Origin of the sequence: Streptomyces sp. NPDC020898, from assembly GCF_044333925.1 — a bacterium.
GTDB lineage: Bacteria > Actinomycetota > Actinomycetes > Streptomycetales > Streptomycetaceae > Streptomyces.
Window position 1 is genome coordinate 184,321 of sequence record NZ_JBIRRV010000006.1, and the last position, 14,373, is coordinate 198,693.

Sequence of the window (14,373 nt, forward strand, 5' to 3'; positions counted from 1 at the left end):
CCCGCCGAACCCGCCGAACCCGCCGAACCCGCCGAACCCGCCGAACCCGCCGAACCCGCCGAACCCGCCGAACCCGCCGAACCCGCCGAACCCGCCGAACCCGCCAGCGCTCGTGCGCCCCGCTCCAGTGACTCCAGCACCTGCGGTGAGACCAGCCGCACCGCCGCCTCGCTGATCAGCCGGCTCTGCCCGTCCAGGGCCACCACCGCGCGTACCCGCCCGCCGCCCTGGCCGTCGGTTCCGCGCACCGCGTGTTCATAGGCGTCGAGGAGTGTCCGTTCCGCCGTGCGGGAGCGGGCCAGCAGTTGCGCCTCCACCGCCGCCGCCGCTGCCTCCGCGAGGGCGGCGCCGGGATGCGGGCCCGCGTCGGCGCACAGACCGGAGGCGACCGTGACCGTGCCGAGGGGGCGGCCGGACTCCGGGTCGCACACCGGCACGCTGACCGCGGACACGTTCTGCCACACGTCGAGGAAGTGCTCGGGGCCGTGCACCTCGGCGCGCCGACGGGTGCGCAGGGCGAGCGCCGCGCTGTTGTGCCCGACCTCCCGCTCGGCCAGATCGCGGCGCAACTCGCCTCCGGGCATGCCGCCCCCGGCCCACAGCACCCGCAGCCGCTCGTCGGTGAGCAGCAGCGCGGACCGGCCGAGCGCCGGGGCGAGCCGTTCGAGGACGGGCCGGGCCGCGCCCAGCAGCGCCGACCCGGCCGTCCGCCCGTCGACGGTGGCGTGCTCGTGCTCGTCGTGCCGTACGCCGAGGAAGCGGGCGCGCCGCCAGGCGGCGACGGCCTCGTCCGGGACGTCGTCGGGCAGCGGACGCCCGGTCAGGAACCGTTGGCGTGCCTGACTGAGCAGGAGGAGAGCGGGGGAGCCCTGGGCTGTGTCTTCGGCTGTGGTCATGGCGCCACTCACCGTATCGGGCCGGGTGCGGCGGCCGTCGTGGAGGTGTCTCGTATTGAGACACCCACAAACCGCCGTACAGCTCCACGATCATGGACGGCAGTCCGTCCGGAATCTGGAGCGTCACCCGTGCACACCGTTGTCGACACCGACGTACTGATCGTGGGCAGCGGCCCGGCGGGGGCGACCGCCGCGCTCGCGCTGAGCACCTACGGCGTGCCCAACATCGTCGTCACCCGGTATGCGAGCCTCGCCGACACGCCCCGCGCGCACATCACCAACCAGCGCACGATGGAGGTCCTGCGCGACCTCGGTGTGGAGGCGGACGTGGTCGCCAAGGCCACGCCCCAGCACCTGATGGGCAACACCACCTTCTGCACCAGCTTGGCCGGCGAGGAGCTGGGCCGGGTCCGCTCCTGGGGCAACGACCCGCTCGTCCAGGCCGCGCACGAACTGGCGAGCCCCACCCGCATGTGCGACATGCCGCAGCACCTGATGGAGCCGGTCCTCGTCGACGCGGCGATCGCGCGAGGCGCCCAACTCCGTTTCCAGACCGAGTATCTGACGCACACTCAGGATGCGGGCGGTGTCACCGCCACCGTCCGCGACCGGCTGCGCGGGGACACGTACGAGATCCGCGCCCGCTATCTGATCGGCGCCGACGGAGGTCGCTCGAAGGTCGCCGAGGACGCCGGACTGCCCATGGGTGGCCAGATGGGCGTCGCCGGCAGCATCAACATCGTCTTCGACGCCGACCTCACCAAGTACACGGCCCACCGCCCCTCCACCCTCTACTGGGTTCTCGCCCCTGGCGCGACCGTCGGCGGTATCGGCGCGGGGCTCGTCCGCAACGTCCGCCCCTGGAACGAGTGGATGATCGTCTGGGGCTACGACGTGAGCGCCGGCGCCCCCGACCTCACCACCGAGTACGCCGAGGGAGTCGTCCGCAGGCTCATCGGCGACGACGACATCCCCGTGACCGTCAAGTCGTCCTCGGCCTGGACGGTCAACGAGATGTACGCCGAGACGTACGCGAACGGGCGCGTGTTCTGTGCCGGTGACGCCGTCCACCGGCACCCGCCGTCCAACGGGCTCGGCTCGAACACCTCCATCCAGGACGCCTACAACCTGGCCTGGAAGCTGAAGCTGGTCCTCGACGGCGTCGCCGCCCCCTCGCTGCTCGACAGCTACACCGCCGAACGCGCCCCCGTCGGCAAGCAGATCGTCACCCGCGCCAACAAGTCCATCGCCGAGACAGCCCCGGTCTTCGAGGCGCTCGACGGACTCTCCCCGCAGACCCCCGACGAACTGTGGGCGAACATCGCCGCCCGCAAGGACGCCACCGAGGCCGCCGCGAAGCAGCGCGCCCGGCTGCGCGAGGCGATCGCCGCCAAGGTGTACGAGTTCAACGCCCACGGAGTCGACCTCAACCAGCGCTACGAGTCCGCCGCGATCGTCCCCGACGGCACCCCCGACCCCGGCTTCGCCCGCGACCCCGAGCTGCACCACCAGCCCTCCACCCGCCCCGGCGCCAGGCTCCCGCACGCCTGGCTCACCTCCGGCACCCGCACCCTGTCCACCCTCGACACCGTGGGCCGGGGCCGCTTCACCCTCCTCACCGGCATCGGCGGCGACGCCTGGCTGCGCGCGGCGAAGGCCCAGCCCCTCGACATCGCCACGGTCGTCGTCGGCCCCGGCCAGGAGTACGAGGACCCGTACGGCGACTGGGCCGGCCTCAGCGAGGTGTCCGACGCGGGCGTACTCCTCGTACGCCCGGACGGGTTCGTCGCCTTCCGACACGCCGAAGCGGCCGAGAACGCCGAACAGTTGCTCACGGACGCGCTGCGGCAGATCCTCGGACATGCCTGACGGGACCGTACGAGGAGCGCGCAATGACCACTGAAACGGGCACGGGTGAAGGCGCCGGATTCACGACCGCCGTCACCGAAGCCGTCGTCGACAGCCTGAGCGGGACCGCCGACCCACGCCTGCGCGAACTGCTCACCGCCCTCACCCGGCACCTTCACGCCTTCGTACGGGAGACCGAGCCGACGATCGAGGAGTGGGAGCGGGCCATCGGCTTCCTGACAGCGACCGGGCAGATGTGCACCGACACCCGGCAGGAGTTCATCCTCCTGTCGGACGTCCTCGGCGTCTCGATGCTCGTGGAGACCCTCAACGGCCACCGCGACCCGGGCGCCACCGAGTCGACCGTGCTCGGCCCCTTCCACATGACCGAGTCGCCGGTACGCGAACTCGGCGCCGACATCGACCTGGTGGGCGCCGGCGAGCCGTGCGCGGTCAGCGGGCGGGTGCTCGACCGGGACGGAACTCCGTTGCCCGGAGCGGTACTTGACGTCTGGCAGGCCAACGCCGAGGGCTACTACGACGTCCAGCAGCCGGACGTCCAGCCGCCGGGCAACGGCCGCGGGCTCTTCACGGCGGACGCGGAGGGCCGCTTCTGGTTCCGCACCTGTGTGCCGAGCCCGTACCCGATCCCGACGGACGGCCCGGTCGGCGAGCTGCTCCGGGCCACCGGCCGTCACCCCTACCGTCCCGCCCACATCCACTTCATCGCCACGGCCGACGGTCACGCGCCCGTCACCACCCACATCTTCGTGGCGGGCAGCGAATACCTGGACTCGGACGCCGTGTTCGCGGTGAAGGAGAGCCTGGTCCAGGACTTCACCGAGAACGACGACCCGTCCCTGGCAAGGGAGTTCGGCCTCCCGAACCCCTTCCGTCACGCGCGCTTCGATCTCGTGCTGGAGAAGTCGTGAGCACCGCGACGGACTTCGTGTACGCGGCCCAGCCGATGCGGGTCGTGCTACGGGCCGGCGCCGCCGTGACCGCGACGGCCGGGGAGGCCGAACGGCTCGGTCTGCGACGGCTGTTGGTGGTGTGCGGGGCGCGCGGGAAGGACACCGCACAGGCGGTCGCCGACTCGCTCGGACCGGCGCTCGCCGGACTGCACGACGGGGCGCGGATGCACGTACCCGTCGATGTCGCCGACCGTGCCGTCGAGGTGGCGCTCGCGGTGGGCGCCGACGGGTGTGTGGCGGTCGGCGGCGGTTCGGCGATCGGACTTGGCAAGGCGATCGCGCTGCGCACCGGGCTGCCGCTGATCGCCGTGCCCTCCACCTACTCCGGTTCGGAGATGACCCCCGTCTGGGGCCTGACCGAGCAGGGCGTGAAACGCACCGGCCGCGACCGGACCGTCCTCCCGCGCAGTGTCGTGTACGACCCCGAACTGACTCTCTCTCTGCCCGTCCCTCTCTCGGTGACCAGCGGTATCAACGCGATCGCGCACGCGGTGGAGGCGCTGTACGCCCCCGACGCGTCACCGCTCGTCTCCCTGATGGCGCGGGAGGGCGTACGGGCGATGGCCGAGGCGCTCCCGGACGTGGCCGCCGATCCCGCGTCCCTCGACGCGCGCGGCCGGGCCCTGTACGGGGCGTGGCTGTGCGGATCCTGCCTCGGCGCCACCACGATGGGCCTGCACCACAAGCTGTGCCATGTCCTCGGCGGCACCTTCGGCCTGCCGCACGCCGAGACCCACACGGTCGTCCTGCCGTACGCCCTGGCCTACAACGCCCCCGCCGCAGCGGACGCGGCCGACGCCGTCGCCCGGGCCCTGGGAGCCGTCTCGGATGCCCCAACTGCCCTGTGGGAGCTGGCCGGACGCCTCGGCGCCCCGCGCTCCCTCGCCGAACTCGGCCTGACCGAGGCCCAGGTGACGACGGCGGCGGCCCAGGTCACCGGGCAGCAGCCGTACGCCAACCCGCGCGAGGTCACCCCCGAGGGAGTGCTCGGCGTGCTGCGGGCGGCGTACCGGGGCGCGCCGCCCGAGCCGACGGACTGAGGCAACCGAGGTACCGACGTACCGACGTACCGACGTACCGAGGAAAAGCAGAACAACAGAAAGGCAGCAACCCCATGACCCTCGCACTGTTCAGGCGCCTGCGGCCCCAAGGCGTCCCCGGTCGCGCGGGCCTCTCGCTCTCCCTGCCGTCCGGCGCCGGCGGCCTCAGGTGCGAGGTTCTCGACCCGCTGGGCCAGCCGATGGGCGGCGCCGATGTGACGGTGAGCGCGGCCGGCGCCCACCAGGTGTTGGCACGCGGTACGACGGACCCGTACGGCTACTTCCTCGCGGTGCTGCCGGCGGGCCGCTACAGCGTGATGGTCGCGGCCGAGGGGCTGACCCCGTACCGCGAGACGGTCGATCTCCTCGACGGTGTGATGCTCCCGGCGCAGCGCGTCCAGTTGGAGCCGGCCCGGCCGCTGGACCTGCCGGTGCCCGGCACCTGGCTGTTCGACCCGCCGCACACCGCGATCCGGTTCATCGCCAAGCACGTCGGAATGGGCAAGGTGCACGGTCGCTTCGAGCGGTTCGAGGGCGGCATCCAGGTGGCGCGGTCAATGATCGAGTCCCGGGTGCAGGTCCGTATCGACGCGTCGAGCATCACGACCGGAAACCGGACGCGGGACAACCATCTGCGGTCGGCGGACTTCCTGGACGTCGAGCGCTTTCCGTACATCGACTTCGTGAGCTCGCGTTTCTCCTACCGGGCCGGTGCCAAGTGGGTGGTACAGGGCTCGCTCTCGATGCACGGAGTGAGCCGCTCGATGTCGCTGGACACGACCTACCTGGGGTCGGTCAACGGCGGCTACGGCGAGGAGTTGCGCTGCGCGGCCCTCGCCCGAGCGGAACTGCACCGCGAGGACTACACCCTCAACTGGCGTTCCATGCTGGCCAGGGGCATCGCGGTGGTCGGTCCGACGGTCCAACTGGAGCTGGACATACAGGCGATGTACAGGACGCACGACACGCCGACGCCTCCCGAGTGACTCGATCGAGCGTGATATGGGCATGCCAATCTGACCGAGCCCCGTTCCCGTTCCTGCCGGGACGTCATCGATCAGGAGGCCCCCGTGACCCCAGTCGCTCCGGCTGATCAAGCTGCTCAAGCTGCTCCGGCGAAGAGACGCACGCGCATCCGAAGAGTCTCGCTCGTCATCGGCAGTGCGGTCGCCCTCGTCGTCGCCTTTCCCGGCACCGCCCTCGCCGCCCCGCCCTCGGCCCTGCCGGCCAACGCGGACAGCACCGAGCAGACGTACCAGCCGGCCTACGACTACGACACGGACGGCTGCTACTCCACCCCCGCCATCGGTCCCACGGGCACCCTCAACGGCGGGCTCAGTCCGACCGGCGCCCTCAACGGGCAGTGCCGTGACGCCTCCGACCTCGACAACACCAATGGCTACTCCCGTTACAAGTGCAACAACGGCTGGTGCGCGATCGTCTACGGCCTCTACTTCGAGAAGGACCAGGCCCTCCCGGGCAGCAGCATCGGCGGGCACCGGCACGACTGGGAGCACGTGGTGGTGTGGGTGCAGGGCGACGTGGCGCAGTACGTGTCGACCTCCAACCACGGCAGCTTCAGCATCCACGCCCGGAACCAGGTCCGCTGGGACGGCACCCACCCCAAGATCGTCTACCACAAGGACGGCATCAGCACGCACTGCTTCCGCCTCGCGACCGCCGCCGACGAGCCGCCGGAGAACCACGAGGGAACCTGGCAGTTCCCGGCACTGGTCGGCTGGAACGGCTACCCGGCAGGCATCCGCGACGCTCTGACCGCCGCCAACTGGGGGAGCGCCCACTTCGGCCTCAAGGACGGCAGCTTCACCTCCCACCTGGCGGCGGCCAAGCCGGCGGGCATCGCGTTCGACCCGAACGCCTGACGCCCGGACCGGTCACTCGCAGCCGGTGCCGTCGCCGTCCCGGTCGAGATGCCGGCCGTAGCCGGGGTCGCCGACATGGACCGGGGCGGCACCGGCCGCGCGGGCTGCCGAGCAGTTGGCGTAGTACACGTCCTCGTCACCGGAGCCGGAGCCGGAGCCACCGTCGGAACCGGAGTCCGAGCCGGAGCCTGTGCCGGTGTCGACCGCGGGTTCGGCCGTCACGGTCCTCGTCGCCAACACCGTGACCGTGGGGGCGGGTTCGGGCGCGGCCGCGGCCGCGGCAGTCGTCGTGGCGGTGACCGTGGCGGTTGCCGTGGTCGTGGCCGTGACGGTCGTGGTGGGCCGCGGGTCGGCCGACGCCGGCTCGGTCTTGTCCTCCCCGGCACCTGCGCCGATGCCGATGAAGAACGCGAGCCCCAGAGCCGGCAGGACGAATCTCTTGCGGGCCCATCTCGGGGTCCGGCGGTCCGGCGCCGGCGCCGGTATTGGACCCGATGCCGGCGGTACGTTGCCGCCAGTGGTGTACGGGTTGCTCATGATCGTCCCCCCTGTTGTGTTTCAGGTGGGACGACGGTAGTGCGGTGGATGGGGCGGTAAGTGGTCCTTGGTGCCTCGGTGACCGTTCCGTGACCGCTCGGAAGCAGGGGCGTGTGTGCGGTAGGGTTTGTCTGTGCGATCACGCGGGGCAACCGCGGGATCGGTACACCGGGACGTGGCGCAGCTTGGTAGCGCACTTGACTGGGGGTCAAGGGGTCGCAGGTTCAAATCCTGTCGTCCCGACTCGAAGGAGTCGCAGATCAGAGGCCGTTACGGAGTGATCCGTAACGGCCTCTTGATCGTTGTCCGGTCGTCGATGCCTGGGACAGGTCCTAGCCGGTGGTCAGGCGCTGTTTCACCTGGGGCCATTCGGCGCGCAGGACGCTGTAGAAGATGGCGTCGCGGCGTCGGCCGCCGGGCATGTAGTTGAAGCTGCGCAGGGTGCCTTCCTCGACCGCGCCGATGTTGCGCAGACCGTGCCGTGCCTGTTCGTTGAGGATGTCGGTCTTGAACTCGACGCGCTGTGCGCCGAGTTGCTCGAAGGCGTGCTCAAGGAGCAGGTACTTCGCCCAGCGGTTGACGCCCTTGCCGCGGAAGTCGCGGCCCAGCCAGGACCAGCCGATCTCCAGCCGGGCGTCGGCCTCGGCCATGTTGCCGTAGCTCATGCTCCCGGCGATGCGGCCGGATGCCTTGTCGGTGACGACGAACACGAACCGGCGGCCGGCGGCCTGGTCGGCGAGGCAGGTGTCGAAGAACACCTTGAAGTCCGCCTCGTTCTCCACGGCCGCCACGAAGTACCGCCAGATGTGCGGGTCCATGGCGACTGCTCGCACCCCCTCACGGTCGGCCTCGGTGACCGGATGGAGCTCGACGTGCTCGTTCTCCAGGACTGTCGACGCGTTCTCTGCCCAGGTCATGTCTCAGGTTCCCATGGGGCTCGCGTGCCGGGCGAGGGCTTCGGTGACATCGCGCAGAGTCCGCATCCCGGCCAGGTCGTCCTCCGTGAAGTGGGCGAGGTCGACCTTGGTGCTCTCGCACAACTCGGTCAGGAAGAGCACCTTGTTGAGAGAGGTCAGCGCGTACTGGCCGGCCATGTCGGCGTCGAGGTCCAGGGCCACCGGGTCGACCTCGTGGGTCAGGACGGCGGAGAACTGTTCGCGGGCCGCGGATTCCAGCTCAGGCAGCATGCATTCCCTCCTCGGGGTCGTGGACGGCATCGTGGTGGGCGGCGAGGATCTGCTGCCGCTTCGGCTTGTACTGCGAGGTGAGCAGGCCGTTGTCGATCGTGAACGGCTCCTCGGCGACGACGGCCCGGCCGATCCGCTCGTCCGCGGTCAGCGAGGCGTTGGTGAGAGCGAGCCGGGCGGCGATCGCCTCCCGGTCGGGGGGCACCGACGCGGGGGAGACCACGGCCACCAGCTCGGTCTGTCCGGGGCAGAACAGGACGCACTCGGCGATCGCCGGATCGGCCTTCATGTGCTCCTCGATCGGCCGGACGACGACCTTCTTGCCGTTGTCCAGGACGATGACGTCGTCGGCCCGGCCACGGACGAAGAGGAAGCCGTCCTCGTCGAGATGACCGAGATCGCCGGTCCGGACGGTGCCGTCCGGGCCGAAGACCCGCTCGGAGTTGCCGGGCCCGGCGTAGGCGTAGTGGTCGTTGACGGGGTGTTCGCTGCGGATGCTGATGGCGCCGTCCTCGCCGATCAGCACCTCCTTGCCGCGCAGCACCTGACCGACGCTGCCCTCGCGGTGGGCCTTGGGATGGTTCTTGGTGACGATGCACGTCTCGTTGAGCCCGTAGCCCTCGTAGATGGGCAGTCCGGCCTCGTCGAAGAAGCGCAGCATGCTCGGAGCCGCCGGCGCCGACCCGGTCCACAGGTACCGGACGCGGTCGCCGAACACGGTCTGTGCCACCTGCTCCAGGGACCGGTCCGGCCCCGCCCGGCGCAGCCGCGACTCGATCTGGCGCCTGGCCGTCTCGTAGAAGGCCGGCACCCCCATCACCACCGTCGGCCGCACCCGGCGCAGCGCCGCGAACGCCGCCTCGTAGGTGCTGACGGTGACGTCGTGGCCGTGCAGCAACGCCGAGTACACCCAGTAGCGCTGTTGGAGGAGGGAGAGGGGAAGGAACACGAACAGGTCGTCGCCCGGCCCGTGTTCGAAGATCTCCTGTACGGCACGCAGTGAGCTGTCGATGCTGCCCGCGGTGGCGCCGAGGCCCTTGGGTTCCCCGGTGCTGCCGGAGGTGAACTTGACGGTGGTGACGTCCTTGGGGCCCCAGCTCACCGGCGGCAGCGGCGGCCCGTCGGGACCCTCCCGTTCGGCCACCTCCGTCACCTCGCTCATGGGCACGGTGCCGGGCGCGTCGGCGGGCCGGTCGGTGAACAGCAGCTTGAGGTCGTACCGGCGCATCGGTTCGGCGGTGGGCGCGAACTTGCCCGGCTCCAGCCCGGCAGTCTCGGCTTTCAGCCGGAGGGCCGCCAGGTCGAGCAGCACCCACTCCAGGCTGTTGGCCGCGAGGATGCCGATCCGGTCGCCGGGACGCACCCCGCGTTCGAGCAGCCACCAGGCCACCCGGCCGGAGCGCCGGTACAGGTCGGACAGGGTCATGGTCCGCGTACCCTGCAGGCCGGCGAAGGAGATGTGCCCGGCGGCCGGTTCGGCGCGGACGAGCCGGCCGAGGGTGTCGTCCGTCATCGCTTCCTCTCCTGCGGTGCGTCGCTCGCCGGCCGGCCGTCGGGCTCGGGGAACGGCTTGAAGAACACGGTGTCGCCGAGCCGGATCTCGCTGCCCGGGGCGACGAGTTCCACCGTGTCCGGCCACTCGGTGGGCTCCGGCAGGCCGAGCGCCGTGGCCAGCCGGCCGGCGAAGCGGGGCATCACGGGCGTGGCGATGTGCGCGAGGAGGCGGGCCGCGGCCAGCTCCAGGGCGATCGCGGTGCGGGCCTCGTCCTGCCAGCCCGCGGTCTGTGCGGTGCGGGCCTCCTGGCGGGAGAAACGGAGCGTGTCCTCGATCAGCCCGTCGAGTTCCGCAGCGGCCTGGTTCAGGGAGAAGCCGTCCGCGCGCAGACTGCCGGTGACGGCGGCGAGCCGGGCGCCCAGCCGGGCGAGGAACGCCGAGTGCTCCGGCGTCCAGTTGCCCGCGTCGGGCGCCTGGCCGTCGTACCGCTTGGTGACCCGGGCGCCCAGGTCGTGCAGCCACTCCTGCCAGGTGCCGATCAGGGTGTCGTCGAGGGCCGCCTCGAAGGCCGCGCGCCGGAAGTTGGTGCGCTCGCCCTCGGGCCGGGTGCGGGAGAGGAAGTACCGGACGGCGTCGACGGAGTCCCGGTTCAGGATCTCCTTGCCCCAGATGGCGTGACGCCGGCTGGTCGAGAACTTCTCGCCCTCCAGCAGATAGAACTCGTTGACGTGGTAGTCGATGTCCGGCTGCCAGTCGGGATGGGCCAGCCGGTACAGCACCGGGTAGAGCACGGAGTGGTAGAAGCTGTTGTCGTAGCCGAAGAAGTGGACGATCTTCCAGTCCTGCTCCGGTGCCGCGGCCTTCCAGCCCTTGCCCAGGCGCTGCCCCAGCTCCTGGATGCCGTGCAGGAAGCCGTACGACATCTCGGGCCAGACCCAGATGACCTGCCCGTCGACGTCCGTCTCCGCCGGGGCGACGCCCCACGAGGACGGGTGGCTGATGGGGATGTCCAGGTCGGGGCGGGCGAAGAGCCGTTCGCCGAGTTCCCGCAGCCGGGACGGGACCCGGCCGAGGCTGTGGTGGGCGGTGACCTCGTCGCGGAACATGTGCAGCGGCAGTGACCAGCGGGCCAGTGGCGCGCGCCGCGGCTCGGCGGCCGAGCCGGTGGACCTCGGCTCCGCCAGATCCACCACCGTGTTGGGCTCTCCGCACTCCTCGCAGATGTTGCCGCTGGTGCCGCGGCCGCAGCCGGGGCAGCCCCCCTTGACGTCCACCTCGTACAGGTACCGGCCGCTCTCCGCGTCGAAGAGCGCGTCCCGCTCGGTGACGGTGACCCACCCCGAGTCGACCACCCGGGAGAAGAAGTCCCGCAGGCCGTCCGGGTAACCGGGATCCGCGTCGGTCACCGTGAACTGGTCCGGCATGATGTCCATCAGCGCGAGCGTCCGCGCGATCTCGGCGCCGTAGTGGGCGGCGGTCTCGGCGGGCTCGCGGCCCTCCTGGCGGGCGGCGCCCACCACATAGCTCTGGTAGTCGTCGCTGCCCGTGAGATGCCAGGCCTCGGTGCCGTTCATCCGCTGGAACCGGACGAACGCGTCGGCGCCCAGATACGGGCCGGACAGATGCCCGAGGTGCAGGTCGCCGTTGGGTGTCGGCGGGGTGGAGAAGACGAAGACCGGGCGGTCGCCGAAGGCCAACCGCTCCTCGTTTCCTGCGGACTTGAGGGCCCGGACCGGGTCGCGCCAGTACTGGGTGAGGAAGACGAGGTCGGTGTCGCCGGTGTTCTCCAGCACATGCGATTCGAAGGGCTCGAAGAGCGCCAGCACGCCCGGCCCGGCGGGGTGACGGTTGCCGTCCACGACGAACTCGCCCTGGCCCGCGACGATGACGAAGAACTCGGTCTCGTCGTGCTGATGGCCGGCCGACGCCCGGCCCGGGGCGACCCGCCCCCAGCCGGCGCCCACCCCCAGGCCCTCGACATCGCTCATGCCGATACCGAAGGCCTGATGGAGGGCGCGCGGATCGTAGCTGCTGATGATCATGTCGTGTCCTTCCGGGACGAGGGCTGCGCGGACAGCAGACGGACGGTCTCCCGCGCGACGGCCGGTGCGAGGCGGTACCCCGAGCCCCCGGCAGCGCCCGCGAACACCAGGCGCCCGTCGTCGGTCAGCGGGCGGACCAGCGGTGCCCCGCCGGGGGCGTACGCGTCGCAGAAGACCCGGCCCGAGACACAGCGGTCGGCCGGCCCGGGTGCGTAGTGGTCCAGCACTTCGCGGGCCTGTTCGCAGTGGGCGGGGGTGAGGCCCGGGTCGACGGCGTCGGGGTCGACGTCCCACTCCGTGCACGTGTAGCTGAACAGCCAGTGGCCCCGGTGCCGGTACGGCAGCAGGAAGGCGTCCTCCTCCTGGAGGACGACCGCACCGTCGTCGGGGGTCGGGGGCTGCTCGATGTGGAGGGCCACGATCTTCTTGACCCGGGCCCCGAGGGGTTCCACGAGGTGATGCCACGCCTTGGCGGCGAGCCAGGGCCCGGGCGCCAGTACGGCCCGTGCGGCGGTGAGGGTGACACCGGTGCCCAGGGTCAGCCGGACCCCGTCCGCGTCCGAGGCCACATCGGTCACCGTCACCCCCTCCAGGAACTCCGCCCTCGGCCGCAACTCGGCGGCGAGGGCCTGGGTGAGAGCGGGTACGTCCGCGTACTGGCAGCCGTCCCCGGACCAGGCGGCCGTACCCTCCGGCAGTCTTGTCACGACTGTCGGCACCTCGAAGGCGCGCCGCAGATCCGCCTCGGGCAGATACACCTCGCGCAGCCTCGGCTCGGTCCGCTCGGGTGCGATCACGGTCATGCCCAGCCGATGGATCGGCAGCTCCGGGCGGGCGGCGGCGAGTTCGGCGTAGTAGCGCTGGCTCTCGGCCGCCATGGCGCGGACCACGGGCGTCGAGCCGCGCGGGAAGTGCAGGCCGGCCGACCGGCGGGTGGCTCCGCCGGCCACCAGGTCGCGGTCGAGCACCGTCACCCGGGCGCCGGGGTCGGCGGCCAGGATCTCCCGCGCGATCAGGCACCCGAGTATCCCGGCACCGACCACCACGGTCTCGCGGTCTGGGCCCGTCGTCATGTGCTCCTCCCGGCCCGGGGTTTGGCCGACCACTCGATGAACGAGGGCAACTGCTCGTTGCTCGACACCTTGCTGAGCCGGTCGGCGATCCGCTGGCTGCGCCAGGCGTTGAGGCTGAGGTTCGGGTCGGCGAGGCCGCGCTGGCCGCGGGCGGCGTTCTGCACGAAGACCCGGCGGTCGTCCGGCCCGTCCCAGTGCACGGCGTAGTCCTCGTCGATACGGAACTCGTCGCCGTCCCGCTCCAGCCGGTCGGCGATCGGGTCGAGGAAGTCCATCCGGGTCGGCCGGAAACCCGTCGCCCAGATCACGATGTCCGCCTCGAACAGCTCCGTCGACCCCGGATGGTCGTTGTGCCGCGCGGACACCTGCCAGCCGCCGTACACCCCGGTGCTGACCTCGGTCACGTCACGGTTGGGGTACAGGCCCACCAGGTCGACGTTGCCCTCCACGAAGCGGTGCAGATAGGCGCGTTGGTAGATGTCGTGCAGGGTGCTCTCCGAGATGCCGTCGCTGGAGAGGATGTTCTGCCGGTTGAACGACTGCCGGGCCTCGCGGTCCAGATCGAAGAAGTAGTCCGCGTACGAGGGCATGTAGTAGTCGTTGGTGAACGGCGTGTCGTCGATCGGGAAGTAGTTGGCCCGCCGGGAGATCCACGAGACCCTGCGGGGCAGCGCGTCGCCGGGCTGGGAGATCAGGTCGAGGAAGGCCTCGGCCCCGGACTGCCCGCCGCCGATCACCACCACCCGCTTGCCGCCCAGATCGGCGGCCGTGCCCAGGTAGTCGCTGACGTGGAACTGGGTGGGCCCCAGTTTGCCGCGGACCTGGGACGGCACCCAGGGCTGGCTGCCCACGCCGACGACCACGTTGTCCGCGGTGACCGTCCGCCGGTCCGTGCGCACCGTGAACACGTTGTCGAAGGAGACCTCGCACACCGTCTCGCCGAAGACGATGTTCTCGTTGCAACGGCTGGCCCAGGCCAGGTAGTTGCGGAACTCCACCCGGGGTACGGCGTCGAACTGGGCGTTGAGGAAGTGGTACAGCCGGCCGTGGTCGTGCAGATAGGACAGGAAGGAGAACGGGTTCCTGGGGTCGGCCAGCGTCACCAGGTCCTTGAACAGGGAGACCTGGAGGGTGTTTCCGGGCAGCTGCTGACCGTCGTGCCAGCTGAAGGAGTCCTTCCGGTCGAGGAAGAGACTGACGACGTCCGGCCGCGTGTGCAGCAGGGACGCCAGACTCAGGTTGGCCGGTCCTACGCCGACTCCCAGGCAGCGGTAGTGCTCCGCGCCGGAGCGAGTTGGCTCATGCACCATGTCGGGCTTCTCCTTTGGGCGGGTCCCCGCGCTCGATGAGGGGCTGATGCGGATCGGGTGAGGTGTCCGACGGGCCGCCGGACGCGCA

The 14,373-nt window shown here is 71.1% G+C and carries 12 protein-coding genes, 1 tRNA gene and 1 pseudogene; 6 read left to right on the forward strand and 8 right to left on the reverse strand.

Annotated elements, in window-relative coordinates:
* Positions 1 to 896: pseudogene (locus ACH4TV_RS20725) on the reverse strand (regulator); the annotation flags it as partial.
* 129 nt (positions 897 to 1,025) lie between these two features.
* Here ACH4TV_RS20725 and ACH4TV_RS20730 point away from each other — a divergent pair.
* From ACH4TV_RS20730 to ACH4TV_RS20750, 5 genes are all read left to right on the forward strand, one after another.
* Complete coding sequence (locus ACH4TV_RS20730) at positions 1,026 to 2,765, forward strand: FAD-dependent oxidoreductase (RefSeq protein ID WP_398400062.1); 1,740 nt, start codon at positions 1,026 to 1,028, stop codon at positions 2,763 to 2,765.
* A 23-nt stretch (positions 2,766 to 2,788) separates the two neighbouring features.
* On the forward strand, positions 2,789 to 3,676 hold the full coding sequence (locus tag ACH4TV_RS20735; protein WP_398400064.1) for an intradiol ring-cleavage dioxygenase: 888 nt from the start codon (positions 2,789 to 2,791) through the stop codon (positions 3,674 to 3,676).
* Positions 3,677 to 3,711: 35 nt separating this feature from the next.
* Positions 3,712 to 4,758 (forward strand): maleylacetate reductase, encoded by a 1,047-nt coding sequence (locus tag ACH4TV_RS20740; protein WP_398400721.1) that lies wholly within the window; start codon positions 3,712 to 3,714, stop codon positions 4,756 to 4,758.
* 74 nt (positions 4,759 to 4,832) lie between these two features.
* Complete coding sequence (locus ACH4TV_RS20745; protein WP_398400066.1) at positions 4,833 to 5,744, forward strand: YceI family protein; 912 nt, start codon at positions 4,833 to 4,835, stop codon at positions 5,742 to 5,744.
* A gap of 84 nt (positions 5,745 to 5,828) precedes the next feature.
* On the forward strand, positions 5,829 to 6,641 hold the full coding sequence (locus ACH4TV_RS20750) for an NPP1 family protein (protein WP_398400068.1): 813 nt from the start codon (positions 5,829 to 5,831) through the stop codon (positions 6,639 to 6,641).
* A gap of 12 nt (positions 6,642 to 6,653) precedes the next feature.
* On the opposite strand, the gene ACH4TV_RS20755 is transcribed toward ACH4TV_RS20750, so the two are convergent.
* Positions 6,654 to 7,178: an excalibur calcium-binding domain-containing protein gene (locus ACH4TV_RS20755; protein WP_398400070.1), complete on the reverse strand. Its 525-nt coding sequence runs from the start codon at positions 7,176 to 7,178 to the stop codon at positions 6,654 to 6,656.
* Positions 7,179 to 7,347: 169 nt separating this feature from the next.
* Here ACH4TV_RS20755 and ACH4TV_RS20760 point away from each other — a divergent pair.
* Positions 7,348 to 7,421 (forward strand) — tRNA-Pro (locus ACH4TV_RS20760).
* Positions 7,422 to 7,510: 89 nt separating this feature from the next.
* Here the strand turns inward: ACH4TV_RS20760 and ACH4TV_RS20765 are convergent.
* From ACH4TV_RS20765 to ACH4TV_RS20790, 6 genes are read right to left on the reverse strand one after another with little or no spacing between them, the layout of a single operon-like run.
* A complete protein-coding gene (locus tag ACH4TV_RS20765) occupies positions 7,511 to 8,095 on the reverse strand; it encodes a GNAT family N-acetyltransferase (protein ID WP_398400072.1) in 585 nt (194 codons plus the stop codon).
* A gap of 3 nt (positions 8,096 to 8,098) precedes the next feature.
* Entirely contained in the window at positions 8,099 to 8,365 is a 267-nt protein-coding gene (locus ACH4TV_RS20770) for an acyl carrier protein (protein WP_398400074.1), read from the reverse strand.
* Positions 8,355 to 9,878: an AMP-binding protein gene (locus ACH4TV_RS20775; protein ID WP_398400076.1), complete on the reverse strand. Its 1,524-nt coding sequence runs from the start codon at positions 9,876 to 9,878 to the stop codon at positions 8,355 to 8,357. The genes ACH4TV_RS20770 and ACH4TV_RS20775 overlap by 11 nt, the downstream gene beginning before the upstream one ends.
* Entirely contained in the window at positions 9,875 to 11,902 is a 2,028-nt protein-coding gene (locus tag ACH4TV_RS20780; protein ID WP_398400078.1) for a class I tRNA ligase family protein, read from the reverse strand. Before ACH4TV_RS20780 ends, ACH4TV_RS20775 begins: the two co-directional genes overlap by 4 nt.
* On the reverse strand, positions 11,899 to 12,975 hold the full coding sequence (locus tag ACH4TV_RS20785) for an NAD(P)/FAD-dependent oxidoreductase (RefSeq protein ID WP_398400080.1): 1,077 nt from the start codon (positions 12,973 to 12,975) through the stop codon (positions 11,899 to 11,901). Before ACH4TV_RS20785 ends, ACH4TV_RS20780 begins: the two co-directional genes overlap by 4 nt.
* A complete protein-coding gene (locus tag ACH4TV_RS20790) occupies positions 12,972 to 14,285 on the reverse strand; it encodes a lysine N(6)-hydroxylase/L-ornithine N(5)-oxygenase family protein (RefSeq protein ID WP_398400081.1) in 1,314 nt (437 codons plus the stop codon). The genes ACH4TV_RS20785 and ACH4TV_RS20790 overlap by 4 nt, the downstream gene beginning before the upstream one ends.
* Between the last annotated feature and the right edge of the window lie 88 nt (positions 14,286 to 14,373).